Source organism: Ferrovibrio sp. (assembly GCF_041906005.1).
In the GTDB taxonomy this organism is placed as follows: Bacteria; Pseudomonadota; Alphaproteobacteria; order Ferrovibrionales; family Ferrovibrionaceae; genus Ferrovibrio.
The window spans coordinates 811,416-830,499 of sequence record NZ_JAYRJY010000001.1 but is presented as its reverse complement, the minus strand read 5'-3'; the positions used below and the strand labels follow the sequence as shown (position 1 = coordinate 830,499).

General features: G+C 63.7%; 19 protein-coding genes. 10 read left to right on the top strand and 9 right to left on the bottom strand.

The features are described from left to right. The first annotated feature begins 59 nt into the window (after window positions 1–59). The 4 genes from ACE3OO_RS04100 (at window position 60) to ACE3OO_RS04085 (ending at window position 5,910) form a co-directional block, all read left to right on the top strand. Window positions 60–1,262 (top strand): pyridoxal phosphate-dependent aminotransferase, encoded by a 1,203-nt coding sequence (locus ACE3OO_RS04100; RefSeq protein ID WP_374300002.1) that lies wholly within the window; start codon window positions 60–62, stop codon window positions 1,260–1,262. Window positions 1,263–1,369: 107 nt separating this feature from the next. Then, window positions 1,370–1,642: a ribbon-helix-helix domain-containing protein gene (locus ACE3OO_RS04095; protein ID WP_374300000.1), complete on the top strand. Its 273-nt coding sequence runs from the start codon at window positions 1,370–1,372 to the stop codon at window positions 1,640–1,642. A gap of 78 nt (window positions 1,643–1,720) precedes the next feature. Then, window positions 1,721–2,830, top strand: a complete 1,110-nt coding sequence (locus ACE3OO_RS04090; RefSeq protein ID WP_374299998.1) for an efflux RND transporter periplasmic adaptor subunit — start codon at window positions 1,721–1,723, stop codon at window positions 2,828–2,830. Then, on the top strand, window positions 2,827–5,910 hold the full coding sequence (locus ACE3OO_RS04085; protein WP_374299996.1) for an efflux RND transporter permease subunit: 3,084 nt from the start codon (window positions 2,827–2,829) through the stop codon (window positions 5,908–5,910). The genes ACE3OO_RS04090 and ACE3OO_RS04085 overlap by 4 nt, the downstream gene beginning before the upstream one ends. A gap of 13 nt (window positions 5,911–5,923) precedes the next feature. Here ACE3OO_RS04085 and ACE3OO_RS04080 read toward each other — a convergent pair whose 3' ends face one another. The 6 genes from ACE3OO_RS04080 to ACE3OO_RS04055 form a co-directional block, all read right to left on the bottom strand. After that, window positions 5,924–6,919: an ABC transporter ATP-binding protein gene (locus ACE3OO_RS04080; protein ID WP_374299993.1), complete on the bottom strand. Its 996-nt coding sequence runs from the start codon at window positions 6,917–6,919 to the stop codon at window positions 5,924–5,926. Then, window positions 6,916–7,911 (bottom strand): ABC transporter ATP-binding protein, encoded by a 996-nt coding sequence (locus tag ACE3OO_RS04075; protein ID WP_374299991.1) that lies wholly within the window; start codon window positions 7,909–7,911, stop codon window positions 6,916–6,918. The genes ACE3OO_RS04080 and ACE3OO_RS04075 overlap by 4 nt, the downstream gene beginning before the upstream one ends. Window positions 7,912–7,917: 6 nt before the next feature. Beyond that, window positions 7,918–8,829 carry an ABC transporter permease gene (locus ACE3OO_RS04070; RefSeq protein ID WP_374299989.1) on the bottom strand — a complete coding sequence of 304 codons (912 nt, stop codon included), beginning with the start codon at window positions 8,827–8,829 and terminating at the stop codon, window positions 7,918–7,920. Between the two features lie 15 nt (window positions 8,830–8,844). Further along, entirely contained in the window at window positions 8,845–9,819 is a 975-nt protein-coding gene (locus tag ACE3OO_RS04065) for an ABC transporter permease (protein ID WP_374299988.1), read from the bottom strand. A 355-nt stretch (window positions 9,820–10,174) separates the two neighbouring features. Further along, the gene (locus ACE3OO_RS04060; RefSeq protein ID WP_374299985.1) at window positions 10,175–10,828 is read right to left on the bottom strand and encodes a DUF1013 domain-containing protein; all 654 of its coding nucleotides are present in this window, start codon (window positions 10,826–10,828) and stop codon (window positions 10,175–10,177) included. A gap of 132 nt (window positions 10,829–10,960) precedes the next feature. After that, window positions 10,961–11,956 carry an NAD(P)H-quinone oxidoreductase gene (locus tag ACE3OO_RS04055; protein ID WP_374299983.1) on the bottom strand — a complete coding sequence of 332 codons (996 nt, stop codon included), beginning with the start codon at window positions 11,954–11,956 and terminating at the stop codon, window positions 10,961–10,963. Between the two features lie 146 nt (window positions 11,957–12,102). On the opposite strand from ACE3OO_RS04055, the gene ACE3OO_RS04050 reads away from it, so the two are divergent. Further along, the gene (locus ACE3OO_RS04050; RefSeq protein WP_374299981.1) at window positions 12,103–12,279 is read left to right on the top strand and encodes a DUF1192 family protein; all 177 of its coding nucleotides are present in this window, start codon (window positions 12,103–12,105) and stop codon (window positions 12,277–12,279) included. A gap of 11 nt (window positions 12,280–12,290) precedes the next feature. Here the strand turns inward: ACE3OO_RS04050 and gcvA are convergent, their stop codons facing one another. Further along, window positions 12,291–13,172: a transcriptional regulator GcvA gene (gcvA, locus tag ACE3OO_RS04045; protein ID WP_374299980.1), complete on the bottom strand. Its 882-nt coding sequence runs from the start codon at window positions 13,170–13,172 to the stop codon at window positions 12,291–12,293. A 122-nt stretch (window positions 13,173–13,294) separates the two neighbouring features. On the opposite strand from gcvA, the gene ACE3OO_RS04040 reads away from it, so the two are divergent. Next, window positions 13,295–13,987, top strand: a complete 693-nt coding sequence (locus ACE3OO_RS04040) for an FMN-dependent NADH-azoreductase (RefSeq protein WP_374299979.1) — start codon at window positions 13,295–13,297, stop codon at window positions 13,985–13,987. Here ACE3OO_RS04040 and ACE3OO_RS04035 read toward each other — a convergent pair. Both ACE3OO_RS04035 and ACE3OO_RS04030 read right to left on the bottom strand, forming a co-directional pair. Then, window positions 13,984–14,412, bottom strand: a complete 429-nt coding sequence (locus tag ACE3OO_RS04035) for a hypothetical protein (RefSeq protein ID WP_374299976.1) — start codon at window positions 14,410–14,412, stop codon at window positions 13,984–13,986. The genes ACE3OO_RS04040 and ACE3OO_RS04035 overlap by 4 nt on opposite strands. 85 nt (window positions 14,413–14,497) lie before the next feature. Next, the gene (locus ACE3OO_RS04030; protein ID WP_374299974.1) at window positions 14,498–15,112 is read right to left on the bottom strand and encodes a TetR/AcrR family transcriptional regulator; all 615 of its coding nucleotides are present in this window, start codon (window positions 15,110–15,112) and stop codon (window positions 14,498–14,500) included. Window positions 15,113–15,464: 352 nt separating this feature from the next. On the opposite strand from ACE3OO_RS04030, the gene ACE3OO_RS04025 reads away from it, so the two are divergent. Genes ACE3OO_RS04025 through ACE3OO_RS04010 form a run of 4 tightly spaced genes read left to right on the top strand, consistent with a single transcriptional unit; the run spans window position 15,465 to window position 19,081 of the window. After that, on the top strand, window positions 15,465–16,781 hold the full coding sequence (locus tag ACE3OO_RS04025) for an O-acetylhomoserine aminocarboxypropyltransferase (RefSeq protein ID WP_374299972.1): 1,317 nt from the start codon (window positions 15,465–15,467) through the stop codon (window positions 16,779–16,781). A gap of 20 nt (window positions 16,782–16,801) precedes the next feature. Further along, the gene (locus tag ACE3OO_RS04020; RefSeq protein ID WP_374299970.1) at window positions 16,802–17,596 is read left to right on the top strand and encodes an alpha/beta fold hydrolase; all 795 of its coding nucleotides are present in this window, start codon (window positions 16,802–16,804) and stop codon (window positions 17,594–17,596) included. A gap of 3 nt (window positions 17,597–17,599) precedes the next feature. After that, the gene (thiE, locus tag ACE3OO_RS04015) at window positions 17,600–18,256 is read left to right on the top strand and encodes a thiamine phosphate synthase (protein WP_374299968.1); all 657 of its coding nucleotides are present in this window, start codon (window positions 17,600–17,602) and stop codon (window positions 18,254–18,256) included. 36 nt (window positions 18,257–18,292) lie between these two features. After that, entirely contained in the window at window positions 18,293–19,081 is a 789-nt protein-coding gene (locus tag ACE3OO_RS04010) for an inositol monophosphatase (RefSeq protein WP_374299966.1), read from the top strand. Window positions 19,082–19,084 lie beyond the last annotated feature (3 nt).

The following is a 19,084-nucleotide window of genomic DNA, read 5'->3' as shown; positions in this document are numbered from 1 at the left end:
GCAGACGTATGGTTCGCCCGCTTTTTTAATTCCCGTCCGCGCTAGGAGTCGCAGATCCCATGCCGTTCCTGTCCGATGCTCTCGGTCGCATCAAGCCCTCTGCCACCATCGCTGCCACCCAGAAGGCCCGCGCCCTGAAAGCCGCCGGCCGCGACGTGATCGGCCTGGGCGCGGGGGAGCCCGATTTCGAGACTCCGGCCAATATTCGCGAGGCCGCCAAGGCCGCCATCGATCGCGGTGAGACCCGTTATACCGACGTGGACGGCACGCCGGCGCTGAAGCAGGCGATTGTCGACAAGTTCAAGCGCGAGAATGGCCTGACCTACAAGCCGGAGCAGATCAGCGTGGGCACCGGCGGCAAGCAGGTGCTGTTCAACGCCCTGCTGGCGACGGTGAATCCGGGCGATGAGGTGATCATCCCGGCGCCGTATTGGGTCAGCTATCCCGACATCGTGAATTTCGCCGGCGGCACCCCGGTTTTTGTCACCGGCAAGGCCGAGGACGGCTTCAAGCTGCGTGCCGACGCGCTGGAAAAGGCGATCACCCCCAAGACCAAGTGGGTGATCCTCAACTCGCCGTCGAATCCGTCCGGCGCGGCCTATACCCGCGACGAGCTGAAGGCGCTGACCGATGTGCTGCTGCGCCATCCGCATGTCTGGATCCTGACCGACGACATGTACGAACACCTGACCTACGACAACTTCGTGTTCACCACGCCGGCCCAGGTGGAGCCCGCGCTGTATGAGCGCACGCTGACCATGAACGGCGTGTCGAAGGCCTATTGCATGACCGGCTGGCGCATCGGCTATGCCGGCGGCCCGGTGCAGCTGATCAAGGCGATGGGCGGCCTGCAGTCGCAGTCGACCTCGAATCCGTCGTCCATCAGCCAGGCTGCCGCCGTCGAGGCGCTGAACGGTCCGCAGGATTTCATTCCGAAGAACAATGCCGTGTTCAAGCAGCGTCGCGATCTGGTCGTGTCGATGCTGAACCAGGCCAAGGGCATCCATTGCCCGAAGCCGGAAGGCGCCTTCTATGTGTATCCGAGCTGTGCCGGCACCATCGGCAAGACCTCGAAGGGTGGCGTGAAGATCGTCAACGACCAGGACTTCTGCAACGCGCTGCTGGAGGAAAAGGGTGTTGCCGTGGTGTTTGGCGAGGCTTTCGGCCTCAGCCCGCATTTCCGCATCTCTTACGCTACGTCAACCGAAGCGCTGAAGGATGCCTGCGCGCGCATCCAGGAATTCTGCGCCGAACTTTCCTGATGGTAACTGGTGACGGCCGTCACGCCGGAGAGGGAGGCTGTCTTGGCGCGGAAATCCGCGAATGCTAAGCAGCCTCTGTCGCGGCCGCCCGGCCGGGCAGGGTGACGATGCCTACAACGGTTAAAAAGCGTTCCGTTGTGGTTGGTGGCCACCGGACCAGCATTTCCCTGGAGCAAGCGTTCTGGGGCGCGCTGCAGACTCTGGCCGCCCAACAAGACAAGACCATCAACCAGATGGTCAGTGACATCGACGCTGCACGCACGGGCAACCTGTCGAGTGCCATCCGGGTCTGGGTCCTGGAACAGGCGCGGCAGGGCAGGCTGCAGCCGGAGGAAACCGCCAGCAGAGCGGCGAATTCGGCAGGGAAGCAAGAAGAGTAGCGTGCGGCACGTCGGGGGACGTCAGTAACATTCCGTAGCAATGCGCTCCCGCGCGGCCGTCCGACAGGAGAGACGGCGATGTTTGCGATGCGTGAGACGTTCAGCAGGGCGGCCCTGGCGGCTGCCCTTGTTGTGGTTGTGGCGGCCTGTGATCGTCCGGCCCCGCCACCCGAGCCGGTCCGGCCGGTGCGCGTCGCCACCGTCACGCCGCAGGCTTTCGAAAGCCGCTCCAGCTATACCGGCGAGGTTCGCGCCCGCTACGAAACCAACCTGGCCTTCCGCATCGGCGGCAAGCTTGTTGCCCGCTATGTCGAGATCGGTTCGGAAGTGAAGAAGGGCGCCTTGCTGGGCCGTCTCGATCCCGACGATACCCGGCTGCAGATCCAGAACGCGCGGGCGCAGCTCAACGCGGCCCAGGCCAATTTCAACCAGGCGCAGACCGAGCTGAACCGCTATCGCAAGCTGTTCGAGAGCAAGGTGGTGAGCCAGGCCGAGCTGGATCGCCGCCAGAACACCTACAATACCGCCGAGGCCCAGCTGGAAAGCGTGCGTTCGCAACTGCGCGTGGCGCAGAACCAGATGGATTATACCGAGCTGCATGCCGATGCCGATGGCGTGATCACCGCGATCAGCGCCGAAGCCGGGCAGGTGGTGGCGTCGGGCCAGACGGTGATGAAGCTGGCGCGCCCGGAAGAGAAGGAAGTCGTGTTCAACGTGGCGGAAAACCGCCTCGACGAATTGCGTAACGCCACCGGCATCGCCATCAGCCTGTGGGCCCAGCCGGAAACGGAATATAGCGGCGTGGTGCGCGAGATCGCGCCGGGCGCCGATCCGGCGACCCGCACCTATGCCGTGAAGGTCAGCGTGCAGAACGCGCCCGCCAGCATGCGGCTGGGCATGACGGCCAGCGTCACCATTCTGCGGCGCAGCGATGCCAACGTGATCGCCCTGCCGCTGGCGGCCCTGTATCAGAAGGACGACAAGCCGGCCGTCTGGGTGTTCAGCGGAACCGATGGCGAAGGCAAGGTCGAGCTGCGCCCCGTGCAGGTGGCAGCCTATATCGAGAAAGCCGTCCTGATTGCCGATGGCCTGAAACAGGGTGAAAAGGTGGTGACGGCGGGAGTGCATAAGCTGATCCCGGGCCAGACCGTGCGCCTGTTGCCGGAAGTGGCCGGAGGCAAGCCGTGAGCAATTCGTTCCCCGCCGGTGACGGCGCCGACCGGTTCAACCTGTCGGCCTGGGCCCTGCGCCATCCTTCCCTGATCGGTTTCCTGATCGTGTTGCTGCTGGCGGCCGGTGCGCTGTCCTATGTGCAGCTCGGCCGTGCGGAAGATCCGGATTTCACCTTCAAGATGATGATCGTGCGGACCAACTGGCCGGGTGCCACCGCACGAGAGGTGGAGCAGCAGGTCACTGACAAGATCGAGAAAAAACTGCAGGAGACGCCCTACCTCGACAACGTCCGCAGCTATTCCAAGCCCGCCGAGTCCACCGTTTATGTGATGCTGCGTGACGACACGCCGCCCAAGCAGGTCTCGGATATCTGGTACCAGGTGCGCAAAAAGGTGGGCGACATGCGCCAGACCCTGCCGCAGGGCGTGCAGGGACCGTTCTTCAACGACGAATTCGGCGACACCTTCGGCACCATCTACGCTTTCACCGCCGATGGCTTCACGCATCGCGAGCTGAAGGATTACGTGGAAGATGTGCGCGAAGAGCTGCTGCGCATCCGGAGTGTGGGCAAGGCCGACCTGCTGGGCGTGCAGCCGGAACGGATCTACATCGAGTTCTCGAACAAGAAGCTGGCCAATCTGGGCCTGAATCCGCAGCAGATCATCGAGGTCATCCAGCAGCAGAACGACCAGACGGCGTCTGGCGTGATCCAGACCTCGTCCGACCGCATTGCCACGCGGGTCAGCGGCGATATCGAAACTGCCCGGGCCCTGCAGGAATTGTCGATCGAGGCCAACGGCCGCCTGATCAGGCTGGGCGACATTGCGGATATTCGCCGCGACTATGCCGATCCGCCCAGTCCGCGGCTGCGCTTCAATGGCGAAGATTCCATCGGTCTCGCCATTTCGATGGCCAAGGGCGGCAACATGATCGAGCTGGGCAAGGCGCTGGATGCCACCATGGCGCGGCTGAAGGCCGACATGCCGATCGGCATCGAGGTGAAGAAGGTAGCCGACCAGCCGACGGTGGTGCAGCGCTCGATCTCCGAATTCATGCAGGTGTTGCTCGAGGCGGTGGTCATCGTTCTGGCCGTCAGTTTTCTCAGCCTCGGCCTGCGCAGCGGCGTGGTGGTGATGCTGTGTATCCCGCTGGTGCTGGCTATCACTTTCGTGTGCATGCAGATTTTCGGCATCGATTTCCACCGCATCTCGCTGGGCGCGCTGATCATATCGCTGGGCCTGCTGGTGGATGACGCGATCATCGCGGTGGAAATGATGCAGGTGAAGATGGAGCAGGGCTTCGACCGTTTCCGGGCCGCCAGCTTTGCTTATACCTCCACGGCCTTCCCGATGCTGACCGGCACGCTGATCACGGCCGCGGGCTTCGTGCCGGTCGGATTCGCCAAATCCTCGGCCGGTGAATACACGTTCTCGATCTTCGCCGTGGTCACCATCTCCCTGCTGGTTTCATGGGTGGTGGCGGTGATCTTCACGCCGTTTATCGGCTACAAGCTGTTACCCGCGCCCAAGCAGGGCCATGAGCATGGTGACGAGATCTATCAGCGCGGCATCTATCGTTATGTCCGCCCCGTGGTGGAGTGGTGCGTGCGCCGGCGCTGGATCGTGATCGGCTCCACCATCGGCATCTTCGTGTTGAGCGTGCTGGGATTTGGCTTGGTGCAGCAGCAGTTCTTTCCGGCCTCGAACCGGCCGGAGCTGATGGTCGATCTGCGACTGCCGCAGGGCGCGTCGATCGAAGCCACCGAAGCCGAAGCCCTGAAACTGGAAGCGCTGCTGAAGAACGATCCCGATATCGTGAATTACGCCACCTATGTCGGCAGCGGTTCGCCGCGCTTTTATCTGCCGCTCGATATCCAGTTGCCCAACGACAATTTCGCCCAGGTCGTGGTGCTGACCGGCGGCGATCCGGAGCGGGAGCGGGTGCGCGACCGCCTGATCAAGGCGTTCCAGGAGGATTTCGTGTTGCTGCGCGGGCGCGTCAACCGGCTGGAAAACGGCCCCCCGGTGGGCTTCCCGGTGCAGTTCCGGGTCAGCGGTCCCGACCCGCTGCAGGTGCGCCGCATCGCCTTCCAGGTCGCCGACGTGATGCGCGCCAATCCGAATACGCGCGACGTCAACCTGGATTGGAACGAGCTGAGCAAGGTGGTGAAGCTGGATGTGGACCAGGCCAAGGCGCGGTTGCTCGGCATCTCCTCGCAGGACCTGGCGGTCACGCTCAACTCCATCGTCTCGGGTATCACGGTCACGCAATACCGCGAGGGCCGCGAACTGATCGATGTGGTGGCCCGTGCCGAGGCTAGCGAACGTCTGAGCCTGAATGGGCTGAAGGATATCAACGTGGCCGGCTCCGGCAGCAGCCGTCCGGTTCCGCTCAGCCAGGTGGCTGAGGTCAGCTATGGCCTGGAGGAGGGCATCATCTGGCGGCGCGACCGCCAGCCGGTGATCACGGTGCGCGCCGATATCATCGATGGCATCCAGGCTCCGGTGGTGTCGATGCAGATCCAGCCGAAGCTGGATGCCCTGCGCAAGCAGCTGCCGCCGAATTATCGTATCGTGATGGGTGGCGCGATCGAGGAAAGCGCCAAGGCCAATGCCTCGATCGGCGCCGTGGTGCCGGTGATGATCGGGATCATGGTCACGCTGCTGATGGTCCAGCTGCAATCGGTGTCGCGCATGCTGCTGGTACTGCTGACCGCGCCGCTGGGCCTGATCGGCGTGACGCTGGGTCTTCTGCTCTTCCACGTGCCCTTTGGCTTCGTCGCCATGCTGGGGGCCATCGCGCTCGCCGGGATGATCATGCGCAACTCGGTGATTCTGGTCGACCAGATCGAACAGGATATCGGGCATGGCGAACAGCCCTGGGATGCCATCGTGAACGCCACCTTGCGCCGGTTCCGCCCGATCATCCTGACGGCGCTGGCCGCCATCCTCGGCATGATCCCGCTGTCCACCAGCAATTTCTGGGGGCCGATGGCATTCACCATCATCGGCGGCTTGCTGGTGGCGACACTGCTGACCGTGCTGTTCCTGCCGGCGCTTTACGCCGCCTGGTTCCGGGTCAAACGCGCGGCCTGACGGGCCGCGTCTTTCAGGCCGCGTCGTTCAGGTGGCAGGCCGACAGGCGGCCCGGCGCGATTTCCTTCAGCGCCGGCGCTTCGGCCTTGCAGCGCGCGAAAGCCCTGGGGCAGCGCGGATGGAAGTGACAGCCCGGCGGCGGGTTCAGCGGCGAGGGGATCTCGCCCTTGATTGGCGTGTAATCCCGCCGCGTGGCGACCAGCTTCGGCGCCTCGGCCAGCAGGGCCTGGGTATAGGGATGGTTCGGGCTGGCGAACAGTTCTTCGGTCGGGGCGCTTTCCACCACGCGACCCAGATACATGATCACCACGCGATCGGAGATGTGCTCCACGACCGAGAGGTTGTGGCTGATGAATAGATAGGTCAGGCCGAGCTGCTCGCGCAGGTCCATGAACAGGTTCAGCACCTGGGCCTGGATCGAGACGTCGAGTGCCGCCACCGCCTCGTCGCAGACGATGAAGCGCGGTTTCACCGCGAGGGCGCGGGCGATGCCGATGCGCTGGCGCTGGCCGCCGGAGAACTGGTGCGGATAGCGGCGGCGATAACGCGGATCGAGGCCGACCTGGGCCATGACCTGCTCGACATAGGAGCCCATCTGGCTGCGCTTGATCAAGCCATGGGCCACCGGCGCCTCGCCGATGATGTCTTCCACGCGCATGCGCGGGTTCAGCGAGGCATACGGATCCTGGAAGATCATCTGCACGGCCAGCTTGTAGTCGCGCTGCTCGGCCGGGTTCATCTCGGCCAGGGCCTTGCCGCGGAAACTGATGGTGCCGCCACTGGCATTCATGATGCCGGCCACGATCCGGCCCAGGGTCGACTTGCCACAGCCGGACTCGCCCACCAGGCCCACCACTTCGCCTTCCTGGATGGCGAGATCGACATGGTTCACCGCATGGACGGCACGTTCCTTCAGGCCGGCGCCGAACAGGTTGGCGATCTTCGAGGCGATATCCAGGCGCCAGACGAAACGCTTGGAAATGTCCTTCAGTTCGAGAAAAGCGGTCATGACCGGGCCTCGGCGAGGGTCAGCGGCTCGGCGCCGAACGGGTGATGGCAGCGCACGCCATGGCCGGGCTGCAATTCGGCCAGGTCGGGCATGGCATCGCAGGCGGCGTCGGCGCGGGCACAACGGTTCTTGAAACGGCAGCCCGGCGGCAGGTTGACCAGAGCTGGCGTCATGCCCGGAATCTGGAACAGCCGCTTGCCGCGCGGCAGGGCGCCGGGCACCGAGCCGATCAGGCCACGGGTATAGGGATGCTGCGGCCGCTCGATCACCGTTGCGATCGGGCCGGTCTCCACGATCCGGCCGGCATACATCACCATGATGCGGTCGGCCAAGCCGGCCACGACCGAAAGATCATGGGTGATCCAGACCAGGGATGTGCCGGTATCCCGGCAGAGTTTGCGCATCTCGTACAGGATCTGGCCCTGGATGGTCACGTCGAGCGCCGTGGTCGGCTCGTCGGCGATGATCAGATCGGGTTTGTGCAGCAGGGCCGTGGCAATGGCGATGCGCTGGCGCATGCCGCCTGAAAACTGGTGCGGATAGGATTTCAGGCGTTCTTCCGGCGCGGCGATGCCGACGGCCTTCAGGGTCTCGACGCAACGGGCCCGGGCGGCGGCCTCGCTCACCTTCTCATGCGCCTGCACGGTTTCGATCATCTGGGTATCGATGCGCAGAACCGGGTTCAGCGTCATCATCGGATCCTGGAAGATCATGGCGATGCGCGCGCCGCGCAACTGGCGCAGGCGTTCCGGGCTGGCCGTGGTCAGTTCCTCGCCCTTGAACCTGATGCTGCCGGCGGCGATGTGGCCGGGCGGATCGATCAGGCCCAGAATGGAGAAGCCGGTGATCGACTTGCCCGAGCCGGACTCGCCGACCAGACCAAGGATTTCGCCGGGCTCGATGGCAAAGCTGACGCCGTCGACGGCGCGCACGATGCCGTCGCGGCTAGGGAAATGGGTTTCGAGATTCTCGACCTGGAGCGTCGCGACCATGGGGCTTTAGCGCTTGAGACGGGGGTTGAGCACGTCGCGCAACTGGTCGCCAACCAGATTGATCGCGATGATGACGATGGTGAGCAGCAGGCCAGGGAACAGCGAAATCCAGTAGACGCCGCTGAGCAGGTAGTCAAAACCGTTCGAGATCAGCATGCCGAGCGAGGGTTCGGTGACCGGTACGCCGAGACCGAGGAAGCTGAGCGTGGCTTCCAGCGTGATGGCGCGGGCGATATTGATGGTGGCGATCACGATCAGCGGCGGCATGCAGTTGGGCAGCAGGTGACGCAGCAGCATGCGGGTGCGGCTGAGGCCGAGGCAGCGGGCCGCCTCGACATATTCCTTGTTGCGTTCGACCAGCGCCGCGCCATGGGCCGAACGGGCGAAATAGGCCCACTGCACGGCGATCAGGGCAATGATCACCTTGTCCATGCCGTTGCCCAGCACGGCCAGCAGGATCAGGGCGACCAGGATGGCCGGGAAGGAGAGCTGGATGTCGACGATACGCATGATCAGCGCGTCGACTTTGCCGCCGAAATAGGCGGCCGCCATGCCGGCCACCGCGCCGATCGCCAGCGAGGCGACCACCGAGACGACGCCGACCACCAGGCTGATGCGCAGGCCGTAGAGCATGGCGCTGAGCATGTCGCGACCCTGGCCGTCGCTGCCGAGCAGGAAGGGAATGCCTTCGCCCGAGATTTCGCCAGGAGGCTGGCGGGCGTCGAGGATATCGAGTCCGGCGAGATTGTATGGGTCCTGCGGCGACAGCCAGGGCGCCAGCAGGGCGGCGACCAGCAGCAATACCAGGATCACCAGGCCAAACAGGGCCAGCTTGCTCTCGGCAAACTCGGCGGCAATCCGTTTCCACGGCGATTCCGTCTTGGCCAGTTCGGCGACGGGCAGGGTTGCGTCGGTCATGATGCGGCGCTCCCGTTACTTCGCGTCGCCGAGCCGCACGCGCGGATCGAGCACCGAATAGAGGATGTCGACAATCAGGCTGATCAGCACCAGCAGCAGAACGACGACGATCAGATAGGCGACCACCACCGGGCGGTCGAGATGCACGATGGAATCGATCAGCAGCTTGCCCATGCCGGGCCAGGAGAAGATCGTTTCGGTGATCACGGCAAAGGCGATCAGGGTGCCAAGCTCCAGGCCGGTGACGGTGGTGATCGGCACCATGATATTCTTCAGGATATGCACGCCGATCACGCGCTTTTCGTTCAGGCCCTTGGCGCGGGCGAATTTCACGAAATCCATCAGCATCACTTCACGCGCGGTGGCGCGGGCCAGGCGCACGATCAGGGCGCATTTCGACAGGCCGAGCGTGAGCGCCGGCAGGGCCAGGTACTTCCAGCCTTCAAGCGTGAGGAAGCTGAGATGGATGCCGAACACGTCCACGGTGGGTCCGCGGCCGGATGCGGGCAGCCAGCCGAGCTGCACGGCGAACACCATGATCAGCATCAGGCCGACCCAGAAATTCGGCAGGCTGAAACCCAGTACCGAACCGGCCATGATGGTGCGGGCGGCGACGGTCTCGTGACGCAGGCCGGCATAAAGACCCAGCGGCACACCGATCAGTACTGAAAAGAAGGTGGCGATGATCGCCAGTTCCAGCGTTGCTGGCATGCGTTCGAGGATCAGGCCGATGGCGGGCTGGCCGAAGACGAAGGATTTGCCGAAATCGCCCTGCAGGGCCGAGCCGACAAAAGCGAAATACTGCTCCCACATCGGGCGGTCGAGACCAAGCGAGCGGGCGATGGCCTCGCGATCCAGCTCGGTGGCTTCAGGGCTGACCAGGATGGCCAGCGGATCGCCGATCATGTAGATGCCGACAAAGACCAGCACCGACATGACAGCCACCACGAGGGCGGCCTGCATCAGTCGTCGGATGATGAAAACAAGCATGCGTTAGAAATGCCCCGACACTGGTTACGCCGGTGCCAATTGATGGTCGTTGATCCGGCTGGTTCCGACCAGCCTATAGCGGAAACGAGTTGCAGTGCCTAGACTTTCTTGCATTGCCGGACTGCAAAGATGCGTCTTTGCCTTGCGATTAAGCGGTTTGGCGCAATGCGAGAGAATGACCTGATAACATGGCGACATGGCTTCGCCATGCCGATCCCGCGCGGGCAGCACGCTACACGATTGTCGATCCGGCAATGCGGTTGCAAATCAGGGCGGGCAAATTGTGGATTGGTTCAAAAACACGAACGCCGCCGGTGGTGAAACCGGCGGCGCGTGAAGCCGATATGCAGGTATCTTATTCTTCGTCCGGCAGCGCGGTATCGGGCGCGGCGTCCGCCGGCATGTCGGGCTGCCCCTCGGCCGTGGTGGCGGCTTCGGCGCGCGCACGGGCGCGGGCTTCCCGCGCCTCGCGCTTCTCCTTGTTCTCGCGGCGCTTGGCGGCAAGGATCAGGACGCGGTCGAGTTCGGACTGGCTGCAGATGCCGAGCGAGACGGGATCGCGCGGCTTGATGTTGACGTGGTTCCAATGCGTGCGGTTGCGCACGGAATCGATCGTGGCCTTGGTGGTGCCGAGCAGCTTCTGCACCTGCGCATCCGGCACTTCCGGATGGTACTTCAGCAGCCAGGCAATGGCATCGGGACGATCCTGGCGCTTGGACAGCGGCGTGTATTTCGCGCCCTTGGTTTTCTGGCGCTGCACCGGCACGGTCGGCTCAAGCAGCTTGAGATCGGCGGCGGGATCCTTTTCGCAGCGTTCGATCTCGCCCGGCGCGATCTGGCCATTGGCCACCGGATCGAGTCCGACGATGCCAACCGCCACTTCACCATCGGCGATGCCCTTCACCTCGAGCACATGCAGGCCGCAGAACCGGGCGATCTGGTCGAAGGTCAGCTTGGTATTGTCGATCAGCCACACGGCGGTAGCTTTCGGCATCAACGGCAATGCCATGGGCAATATCCTCTTATTGCGGCCGGCCGGCTTCAGGGGCCGCCCGCGGGGCTCAGATAAAATCGCGCGACAATATAGTGGATCGGCCCTCCGGCGCAACCACCCCGGCTTTGAACAGTTATTGGTTTTTCTTCAAACGGTTAGCAGTATCTTGCCAACATGGTCGGCGTGGTCGATCCGGGCATGGGCGGCAGCGGCCTCGGTGAACGGAAAACGGGAGTCTATGATGGCTTTCAGCTCGCCACGGGCGAATGCCGGCCAGACTTTCTCCTCCAGGGCCCGGGCGATCGCTCCCTTGAAGGCTACCGGACGGGGCCGCAGGGTCGAGCCGGTCACGGTCAGGCGCTTGCGCATCACCACGCTCAGGTCGCCCTCGCCTTTCGGGCCGCCCTGCACGGCGATGATCACCAGCCGGCCATCCTCGGCCAGGCTTTTCACGTTGGGCGTGAAATACTTGCCGCCAACCATGTCGAGGATCACATCGACGCCCTTGCCGCCGGTCAGCTCCTGGATGCGGGCGGCGAAATCCTCGGTCTTGTAGTTGATTGCCTTGGTCGCGCCGATGCTTTCGCAGAAGCGGCATTTTTCCTCGGTGCCGGCGGTGGCGTAGACCTTTCCGGCGCCCAGCAGCTTGGCCAGCTGGATGGCGGCCACGCCGATGCCCGAGGCGCCGCCATGGATCAGGATGCTTTCGCCGGCTTTCAGCGCGCCGCGGTCGGCGATGTTGGTCCACACGGTGAACCAGTTCTCCGGCAGGGCGGCGGCTTCCGCCATGTCCAGGCCCTGCGGCACCGGCAGGCATTGCTCGGCCGGTGCCACGCAATAGGTGGCATAGCCGCCGCCGGCCACCAGGGCGCAGACCTTGTCGCCGGTCTTCCAGCGGCCAGCATCCTTGCCCAGCGCCACGATCTCGCCGGCCACTTCCAGGCCGGGATAATCCGGCGCGCCGGGCGGTGGCGGATACATGCCGGCGCGCTGCAGCACGTCGGGACGGTTCACGCCGGCAGCATGCACCTTGATCAGCACCTCGCCTTCGGCCGGCTGCGGCAGCGGCCGCTCGGCCGGCTTCAGCACCTCGGGGCCGCCGGGCTGGCTGATCTCGATCACGGTCATGGTCTGCGGCAGCATCGGATATCCCTCAAGGCATGAATGGTCCTGCTGATCTAGCCGTCTGTTCCCGCATCGGCAAGCACAGGCAAAAGCAAATTGTTCCGTCCGGGGCCTGCGGTTAGGATGGCGGCCCAGCGAGACAGGCAGCGAGACGGGAGGGCGGCATGGACTGGGACGAGGCGGAATCACGCAAGCCGCAGCCGGTGAAATTCGACGTGATGTCGATCGAGGATCTCGAGGCGCGGATTGAATTGCTGGAAAACGAAATCGTCGCGATCCGCGCTGTGATCAAACAGAAGCAGGCCGCGCGGGGCGCCGCCGATACGTTTTTCAAGAAATAATGCCTGAATTGCTAGACGACTGAATGCAGCCAGTCGCGCAGGGCAATGATTTCAGGTCGTTCTAGTTGCTCCGGCGGCAGTACCAGATGGTAGCTGTCTGCCGTAAGTATCGGACCAAACGGCTGGACCAGCGCCCCGCTAGACAATTCGGCGGCAACCAAAGGCAGGCTGAGTAAGGCCACGCCCTGGCCAGCGATGGCGGCTTGGATCGCGTGTGCCTCGTCGCTGAATCGAACGCCTTTTGACGTATCAAGATCGGATAGGCCCGCCTGGGTTGCCCACAGGCGCCAGGTCGGCGTGTCGCGGCGTGACCGATGCCATTGGAAATGCAGCAAGGTCTGCCGCTTTAAATCTTCCGCGCGTCGCAATTTTAGTTGCGGGGCGGCCACCGGGGCAAAATTACAGGTCAACAGCAATTCGCTGTGCAAACCAGGATAGGGGGCGCGACCAAAACGGATGGCGATATCGGCGACGCCAGATGCAAAGTCGATCGCTTCTTCCGAGGCATGCAGCCGTAGATCGATTTGTTTGTGATGGGCATCCCAGGTGCTCAGCCGCGGGATCAGCCATTTGGCAACAAAGGCGGGAGTGGCCGATAGGGTCAGGCTGCTATGGCGCTGTCGCGCCGTCAGCCTGTCGAGTGCAACGGCGAAGTTGTCCAGCCCATCGCGAATAACCGGAAACAGATATTCACCAGCATCCGTGAGGCTGACTCTGCGGGTCTGCCGTTCAAACAGCCTGATACCAAGCGTGAGTTCCAACTGGCGGATCTGATGGCTGATTGCAGTCGGCGTCACCGCCAGTTCCGTGGCGGCGGCTTTAAAACTGCGGTGCCGGGCTGCCGCTTCGAAGGCGCGCAGGGTGCCGAGGGGAGGCAGGTGACGGGCTGGCATAAGATGATTTTAAATCATCTATTGTGGTGAGCAATTCGAATTTGCTGATGGAGAAATGGAAAATTATATCCATCGGGGTCTCATAGAAGAGATTATTTCATTCATCTTCAAGGAGAGTGTCCGTGACCACCCTGCTATTGCTTGACGCCAGCGCCCGGCCCTTCAGCTCAGCGACCCATCGCCATGGTTCGCATACCCGGCGGCTCACTGCCCGATTCCTGGCGCGTTGGCGGGCCATGCGGCCGGATGATGCCGTGATTCATCGCGACATCGGTCGTGATCCGCCACAGCCGGTGAATGCTGACTGGATTCATGCCGCTTTCACCCCGCCTGAAAAAAGAGAACCGTGGATGCGCGAGGCACTGAAGCCGAGCGATCGCCTGATCGATGAAGTACTGGTTGCGGACCTCATCGTGGCAGGAGTACCGATGTACAATTTCGGGCCACCCGCACAATTCAAGGCCTATATCGACAATATCGTGCGTGTCGGCCGCACCTTTGGCTTTGACCGCGCACGCCAGGGCGAGCCCTACTGGCCATTGCTGGCGGAACAGGCCAAAACCCTGGTTTTGTTTAGTTCGCGCGGCGATTACGGCTACGACCCGGATGGCCGCATTGCGGCGATGAATCATGTCGAAAGCAGTATTCGCACTGCTTTCGGTTATATCGGTATAACTGATGTCGCATCGGTGGCGATTGAATACGACGAGTTCGGCGATGAACGGCTGATGTCATCCATCGCCCAGGCAGAACAAGCGGCCGATGACCTTGTCGACCGTCTTATCGCACGACGGAGTTTGGGCCGTGCGGCCTAGCCGGGAGTCCGCCGATGCGCCGGGACCAGATCATCCGCCGGCGCATCGGCATGCCGGAGGGCGATGCGACAGACTGTGACGCCCGGCTCGGCCTGGCTCTGCAGCACCACGAACTGCCCGCCTGCCGCGCGAACCACCGCACGGTCATATTCCATCATGCGCCAGCAGGCCACCGTCGCTCCGCTGCCGCGCAGCGGGCAGGGCGTTTCGATCCGGGCATGGACGGTGTCTCCGGCGATCCTCTCGACCGGCACCTGTTTGGCCGTGGGGAAACCGCTTTGCCAGGCGCGGGCCAGCGCCTCCAGATCCCGGACCGGGGTTATTTTTTTGCGTCGGATGGTGATGCCGGCCAGGGCGCGTGACCAGCACATGCTCACGGCCTGCAAAGCCGGGCGCCGCGCGAGGGCAGCGGACAGGCCGAGCATGAGAGCCATGCAGCGGCGGATGATGGTCTTTTGAAGCGGCGACATGGATTTGACATATGACATAAATTGTCAAATGTCAAACCCATTACCGGCTGCGGATGGCCCGCAGCACGGTTTCGATGGCCGTCGTGGCCCGGTCACGCCAGATGGCCTTGTCCAGGTCGGCGGCCAGGCGCAGGTCATGAAAGCGGCTGGTCAGGTCGTCTATGGTCTGCGCCATGGCATCGGCGGGGTCGGCCCGGAAAACCCCGGCGGCGCTGCCCTCGGCCAACAGGCCGGTCAGATGCCGGCGCACATGGGCGCGATGCTGCAACAGGATGGCTTTCAGGTTCTCGATCACCTCGTCCAGGACCTCGACCAGACAGGGATCACCCAGATAACGCCGTGTGGCATCGGCATCGGCCAGCAGGAAGGCCTGCAGCCGGGTGGCCGGGCTGCGGCCATGGTCGCGGGCGATCTCCGCCAGCCGGGTCTCGTCCTGCGCCAGCCAGCGGGTGGCCATGGCGGCCACGATGGCGCGTTTGTTGGGGTAGTAGCGGTAGACCGCGGTGCGGGCGAGGCCGGCTTCCGCAGCGATATCCTCGATCCGGGTGCGTTTGCCGCCCATGCGCCGGAAGCAGACCAGCGCGGCATCCAGCAGGCGGTCCTGCACGGTGCCGGTTTCGCCGGCATCCGGCCCTGTTTCGCCAGTTTGTGACATAGACCCTGATTTTGTCATAGCGGCGACCATACAGGATCGGGCAGGTTTCACGAAATCTTAAGTGAGATCGGCCATGCTGATCCTGCGATTACAGTTGGTCACGGTCATAGTTTCCTCCCTGTTGGTTTCCGACCTCGGCCGCCGGCCTGTCCGGCGGCCGTTTTTTGCGTGGCTGAAACAGTTTGTTACATCTGCTTGACTCGGACTCGGGCGACATGGATTAATCGCCGCAGTTTCGAGGTTTGAGGCAGAAATTTTCGGGTCGTCTCCTCCGCAAGGAAGAGGCGGCCCACTTTTTATGGCCGCTGCGGTTCCCTATGCTGGCCGCCGATAACGGTCAGGGAGTGAACCAATGCTGGAGCCGAAATTCTTCCGGTTCGACACGCTCAGTCTGCATGCCGGCCAGCAGCCCGATCCCGCCACCGGCGCCCGCGCCGTGCCGATCTACCAGACGACATCCTATGTCTTCCGCGATACCGACCATGCGGCGGCCCTGTTCAACCTGGAACGCGGCGGCCACATCTATTCGCGCATCTCCAATCCCACGGTGGCGGTACTGGAAGAACGTCTGGCGGCATTGGAAGGCGGCGTCGGCGCGGTGTGCACTGCCAGTGGCCAGGCGGCCCTGCATCTGGCCATTGTCACCCTGATGGGCCAGGGCGGCCATATCGTCGCCTCGCGCAACATCTATGGCGGCAGCTACAACATCCTGGTCCACACCCTGCCGCGCTTCGGCATCACCACCACCTTCGTCGACCCGCGCGACCTGAAGGCCTGGCAGGCCGCGATCAAGCCGGAAACGCGGCTGGTCTTCGGCGAGATTCTCGGCAATCCCGGCCTCGAGGTGATGGATGTACCGGCGGTGGCAAAGATCGCCCATGATGCCGGCCTGCCGCTGATGCTGGATTGCACCTTCGCCACGCCCTATCTGTTCCGCGGCTTCGAACATGGTGCCGACCTGGTGATGCATTCGGCCACCAAATTTCTCGGCGGTCATGGTGTCGCCATCGGTGGCGCGCTGATCGATTCCGGCCGCTTCGACTGGGAAGCCTCGGGCAAGTTCCCGACGCTGACCGAGCCTTACGCGGGTTATCACGGCCTCGATTTCGCCGAGGAATTCGGCCCGGCCGCCTTCATCATGCGGGCGCGCGCCGAGGGTCTGCGCGATTTCGGTGCCTGCCTGTCGCCCACCAATGCCTTCCATCTGCTGCAGGGCGTGGAGACGCTGCATCTGCGCATGGCGCGCCATGTGGAAAATGCGCGCAAGGTGGCAGCCTTCCTGAAATCGCATCCCGCCGTGGAGTGGGTGTCGTATCCCGACCTGCCCGAACATCCCGATCACGACCTGGCCAAGCGCCTGCTGCCCAAGGGCGCCGGCGCGATCTTCAGCTTCGGCGTGAAAGGCGGGCGCGAAGCCGGCCGCGCGCTGATCGAGACACTGCAGATTTTTTCCCATCTCGCCAATGTGGGCGATGCCAAGTCGCTGGTGATCCATCCGGCCAGCACCACGCACCAGCAGATGTCTGCGGCCGAACTGAAGGCCGCCGGCATCGGCGAGGAACTGGTGCGGCTGTCCATCGGCCTGGAAGACCCGCAGGACCTGCTCGACGACCTGAACCAGGCCCTGCGCGCGGCGCAGAAAGCGGCCAAGCCCGCCGCAGCGGAATAAGAAACAGGGGAAACGTCACGATGTGGCTCGATGTAGCGGGCAAACGCGTTTTCGCCGCCACCGGCGGCAAGCCATTCGATCCGGCCAAACCGGCCGTGGTCTTCATCCACGGCAATGCCTGCGACCACACGGTCTGGGCGCTGCAGACGCGCTGGTTCGCCTATCATGGCTTCTCGGTGCTGGCGCTGGACCTGCCGGGCAATGGCCGCTCGGAAGGACCGATGCCTGACAGCGTCGAGGCTTTCGCCGACTGGATGCCGAAGCTGCTGGATGCTGCCGGCGTGAAACAGGCAGCGCTGGTGGGCCATTCGATGGGTGCGCTGATTGGACTGGAAACGGCGGCGCGGCATCCCGATCGCGTATCGAAACTGTCGCTGCTCGGCTTCGCCTTCCCGATGGCGGTGAATCCGGAATTGCAGGCGCTGGCCGACAGCGGCGCCTATACGGTCGTTGAACTGATGAACGACTGGATGATTGCAAAAAAGAACCAGATCGGCGGCAACCGCGTGCCCGGCCTGTATCTGCTGGCCGAAAGCATTCGCCTGGTCGACCAGGCGCCGCGCGAATGCCTGGCGCTGGGCTTCCGGCTGTGCAACGCCTACCAGAACGGCAAGGCGGCGGTGGCTGCCGTTGGCTGTCCGGTGCAAATCCTGGCTGGTGAACGCGACATCATGACGCCGCTGCGTGCAGCCCGCGGCTGGGCGAAGGAATTCAAGAATGGCCGCATCGATGTGCTACCGGCTTGCGGCCACATGATGATGGGCGAACGCCCGGACGAGACGCTCGACGCGCTGAAGGGTTTTATTGCCGGTTGATCCATGAACAAGACTCCAGACCAAAGGCTGTATCTGATCACGCCGCCGGCGATCGAACCCAGGACATTTGCCGAAGAGTTGAAAGCCGCTCTGGGCGGCGGCGATGTCGCCTGCGTGCAACTGCGCCTGAAGGATGGCGAGAACACGGCGTCCGACAATGCGTTCCGTCGCGCGGCCGAGGCATTGCTGCCGATCTGCCACGAGCATGACGTGGCCCTGCTGATCAACGACCGGCCGGATCTGGCGATCAAGCTGGGCGCCGATGGCGTGCATGTGGGGCAGGAAGACACGCCCTACGAGGAGGCGCGCCGTATCCTGGGGCCGGACCGGATCGTCGGCGTGACCTGTCACAACTCCCGCCATCTGGCGATGGAGGCCGCCGAGGCCGGCGCCGATTATGTCGCCTTCGGGGCATTTTTCCCGACCGACACCAAACAGCCCAAGACCCGGGCCGAGCCGGAAATCCTGGCCTGGTGGTCGGAATTGATGGAAGTGCCCTGTGTGGCCATCGGCGGGATCACGGTGGAAAACTGCCCCCCGCTGATCGAGGCCGGGGCCGATTTTCTGGCGGTTTCGGCCGGGGTCTGGCGCCACCCGGAAGGACCGGCGGCGGCTGTCGCTGCCTTCAACCGGGCGATTGCCAAGCATGGCCGGCGCTGATAGGGTCCGCCCCCTTTCCAGACGAGCTAAAAATCAATGGCCCTGCGATCCGCCCTGATCAATGCGATGGCGAACGCGGCGCGTAAAGCGCAGCGCAGCCTGATCCGCGATTTCAACGAAGTCGAACATCTCCAGGTTTCCAAGAAGGGCCCGGCCGATTTCGTCTCTGCCGCCGACCGCAAGGCCGAGAAGATCCTGCAGCAGGAACTGGCCAAGCTGCGGCCCGATTTCGGCTTCATCATGGAAGAAGGCGGCCGGATCGAGGCGAAGGACGGCAAGAGCTACTGGATCATCGATCCGCTGGATGGCACCACCAATTTCCTGCACGGCATTCCGCATTTTGCCATTTCGGTTGGCGTGCAGCGCGAAGACGAACTGGTTGCCGGCATCGTGCTGGATGTGGTGCGTGATGAATTGTTCTGGGCCGAGAAGGGTGTCGGCGCCTATGTGAACGAGCGGCGCCTGCGTGTTTCGGCCCGACGCAAGCTGACCGAGGCGGTATTCGGTACCGGCATTCCGTTTCACGGCAAGCCGGGCCATGCCGCCTTCGTCAAAGACCTGACCAGCATCATGCCGGAAGTGGCGGGTATTCGCCGGATGGGCGCGGCCGCGCTCGACCTGTGCTACGTGGCCGCCGGTCGGTTCGACGGCTTCTGGGAATCCGGTCTGTCGCCTTGGGACATGGCGGCAGGTATCGTGCTGGTGCGCGAGGCCGGCGGCATGGTCACCGATCTGGCCGGTGGCGACCAGATGCTGTCGACCGGCGGTATCGTGGCCGCCAACGATGTGCTGCACGCGCCCCTCCGCAAGCTCCTGACCAAGTAGCCG

Coding starts and splice junctions, on each gene's coding strand:
- ACE3OO_RS04080 (WP_374299993.1), bottom strand. CDS start 6,919: ATGACCGCTTTTCTCGAACTGAAGGACATTTCCAAGCGTTTCGTCTGG.
- ACE3OO_RS04010 (WP_374299966.1), top strand. CDS start 18,293: ATGGCCCTGCGATCCGCCCTGATCAATGCGATGGCGAACGCGGCGCGT.
- ACE3OO_RS04075 (WP_374299991.1), bottom strand. CDS start 7,911: ATGGTCGCGACGCTCCAGGTCGAGAATCTCGAAACCCATTTCCCTAGC.
- thiE (WP_374299968.1), top strand. CDS start 17,600: ATGAACAAGACTCCAGACCAAAGGCTGTATCTGATCACGCCGCCGGCG.
- ACE3OO_RS04090 (WP_374299998.1), top strand. CDS start 1,721: ATGTTTGCGATGCGTGAGACGTTCAGCAGGGCGGCCCTGGCGGCTGCC.
- ACE3OO_RS04095 (WP_374300000.1), top strand. CDS start 1,370: ATGCCTACAACGGTTAAAAAGCGTTCCGTTGTGGTTGGTGGCCACCGG.
- ACE3OO_RS04060 (WP_374299985.1), bottom strand. CDS start 10,828: ATGGCATTGCCGTTGATGCCGAAAGCTACCGCCGTGTGGCTGATCGAC.
- gcvA (WP_374299980.1), bottom strand. CDS start 13,172: ATGCCAGCCCGTCACCTGCCTCCCCTCGGCACCCTGCGCGCCTTCGAA.
- ACE3OO_RS04020 (WP_374299970.1), top strand. CDS start 16,802: ATGTGGCTCGATGTAGCGGGCAAACGCGTTTTCGCCGCCACCGGCGGC.
- ACE3OO_RS04100 (WP_374300002.1), top strand. CDS start 60: ATGCCGTTCCTGTCCGATGCTCTCGGTCGCATCAAGCCCTCTGCCACC.
- ACE3OO_RS04050 (WP_374299981.1), top strand. CDS start 12,103: ATGGACTGGGACGAGGCGGAATCACGCAAGCCGCAGCCGGTGAAATTC.
- ACE3OO_RS04025 (WP_374299972.1), top strand. CDS start 15,465: ATGCTGGAGCCGAAATTCTTCCGGTTCGACACGCTCAGTCTGCATGCC.
- ACE3OO_RS04055 (WP_374299983.1), bottom strand. CDS start 11,956: ATGCTGCCGCAGACCATGACCGTGATCGAGATCAGCCAGCCCGGCGGC.
- ACE3OO_RS04065 (WP_374299988.1), bottom strand. CDS start 9,819: ATGCTTGTTTTCATCATCCGACGACTGATGCAGGCCGCCCTCGTGGTG.
- ACE3OO_RS04030 (WP_374299974.1), bottom strand. CDS start 15,112: ATGTCACAAACTGGCGAAACAGGGCCGGATGCCGGCGAAACCGGCACC.
- ACE3OO_RS04070 (WP_374299989.1), bottom strand. CDS start 8,829: ATGACCGACGCAACCCTGCCCGTCGCCGAACTGGCCAAGACGGAATCG.
- ACE3OO_RS04035 (WP_374299976.1), bottom strand. CDS start 14,412: ATGCTCGGCCTGTCCGCTGCCCTCGCGCGGCGCCCGGCTTTGCAGGCC.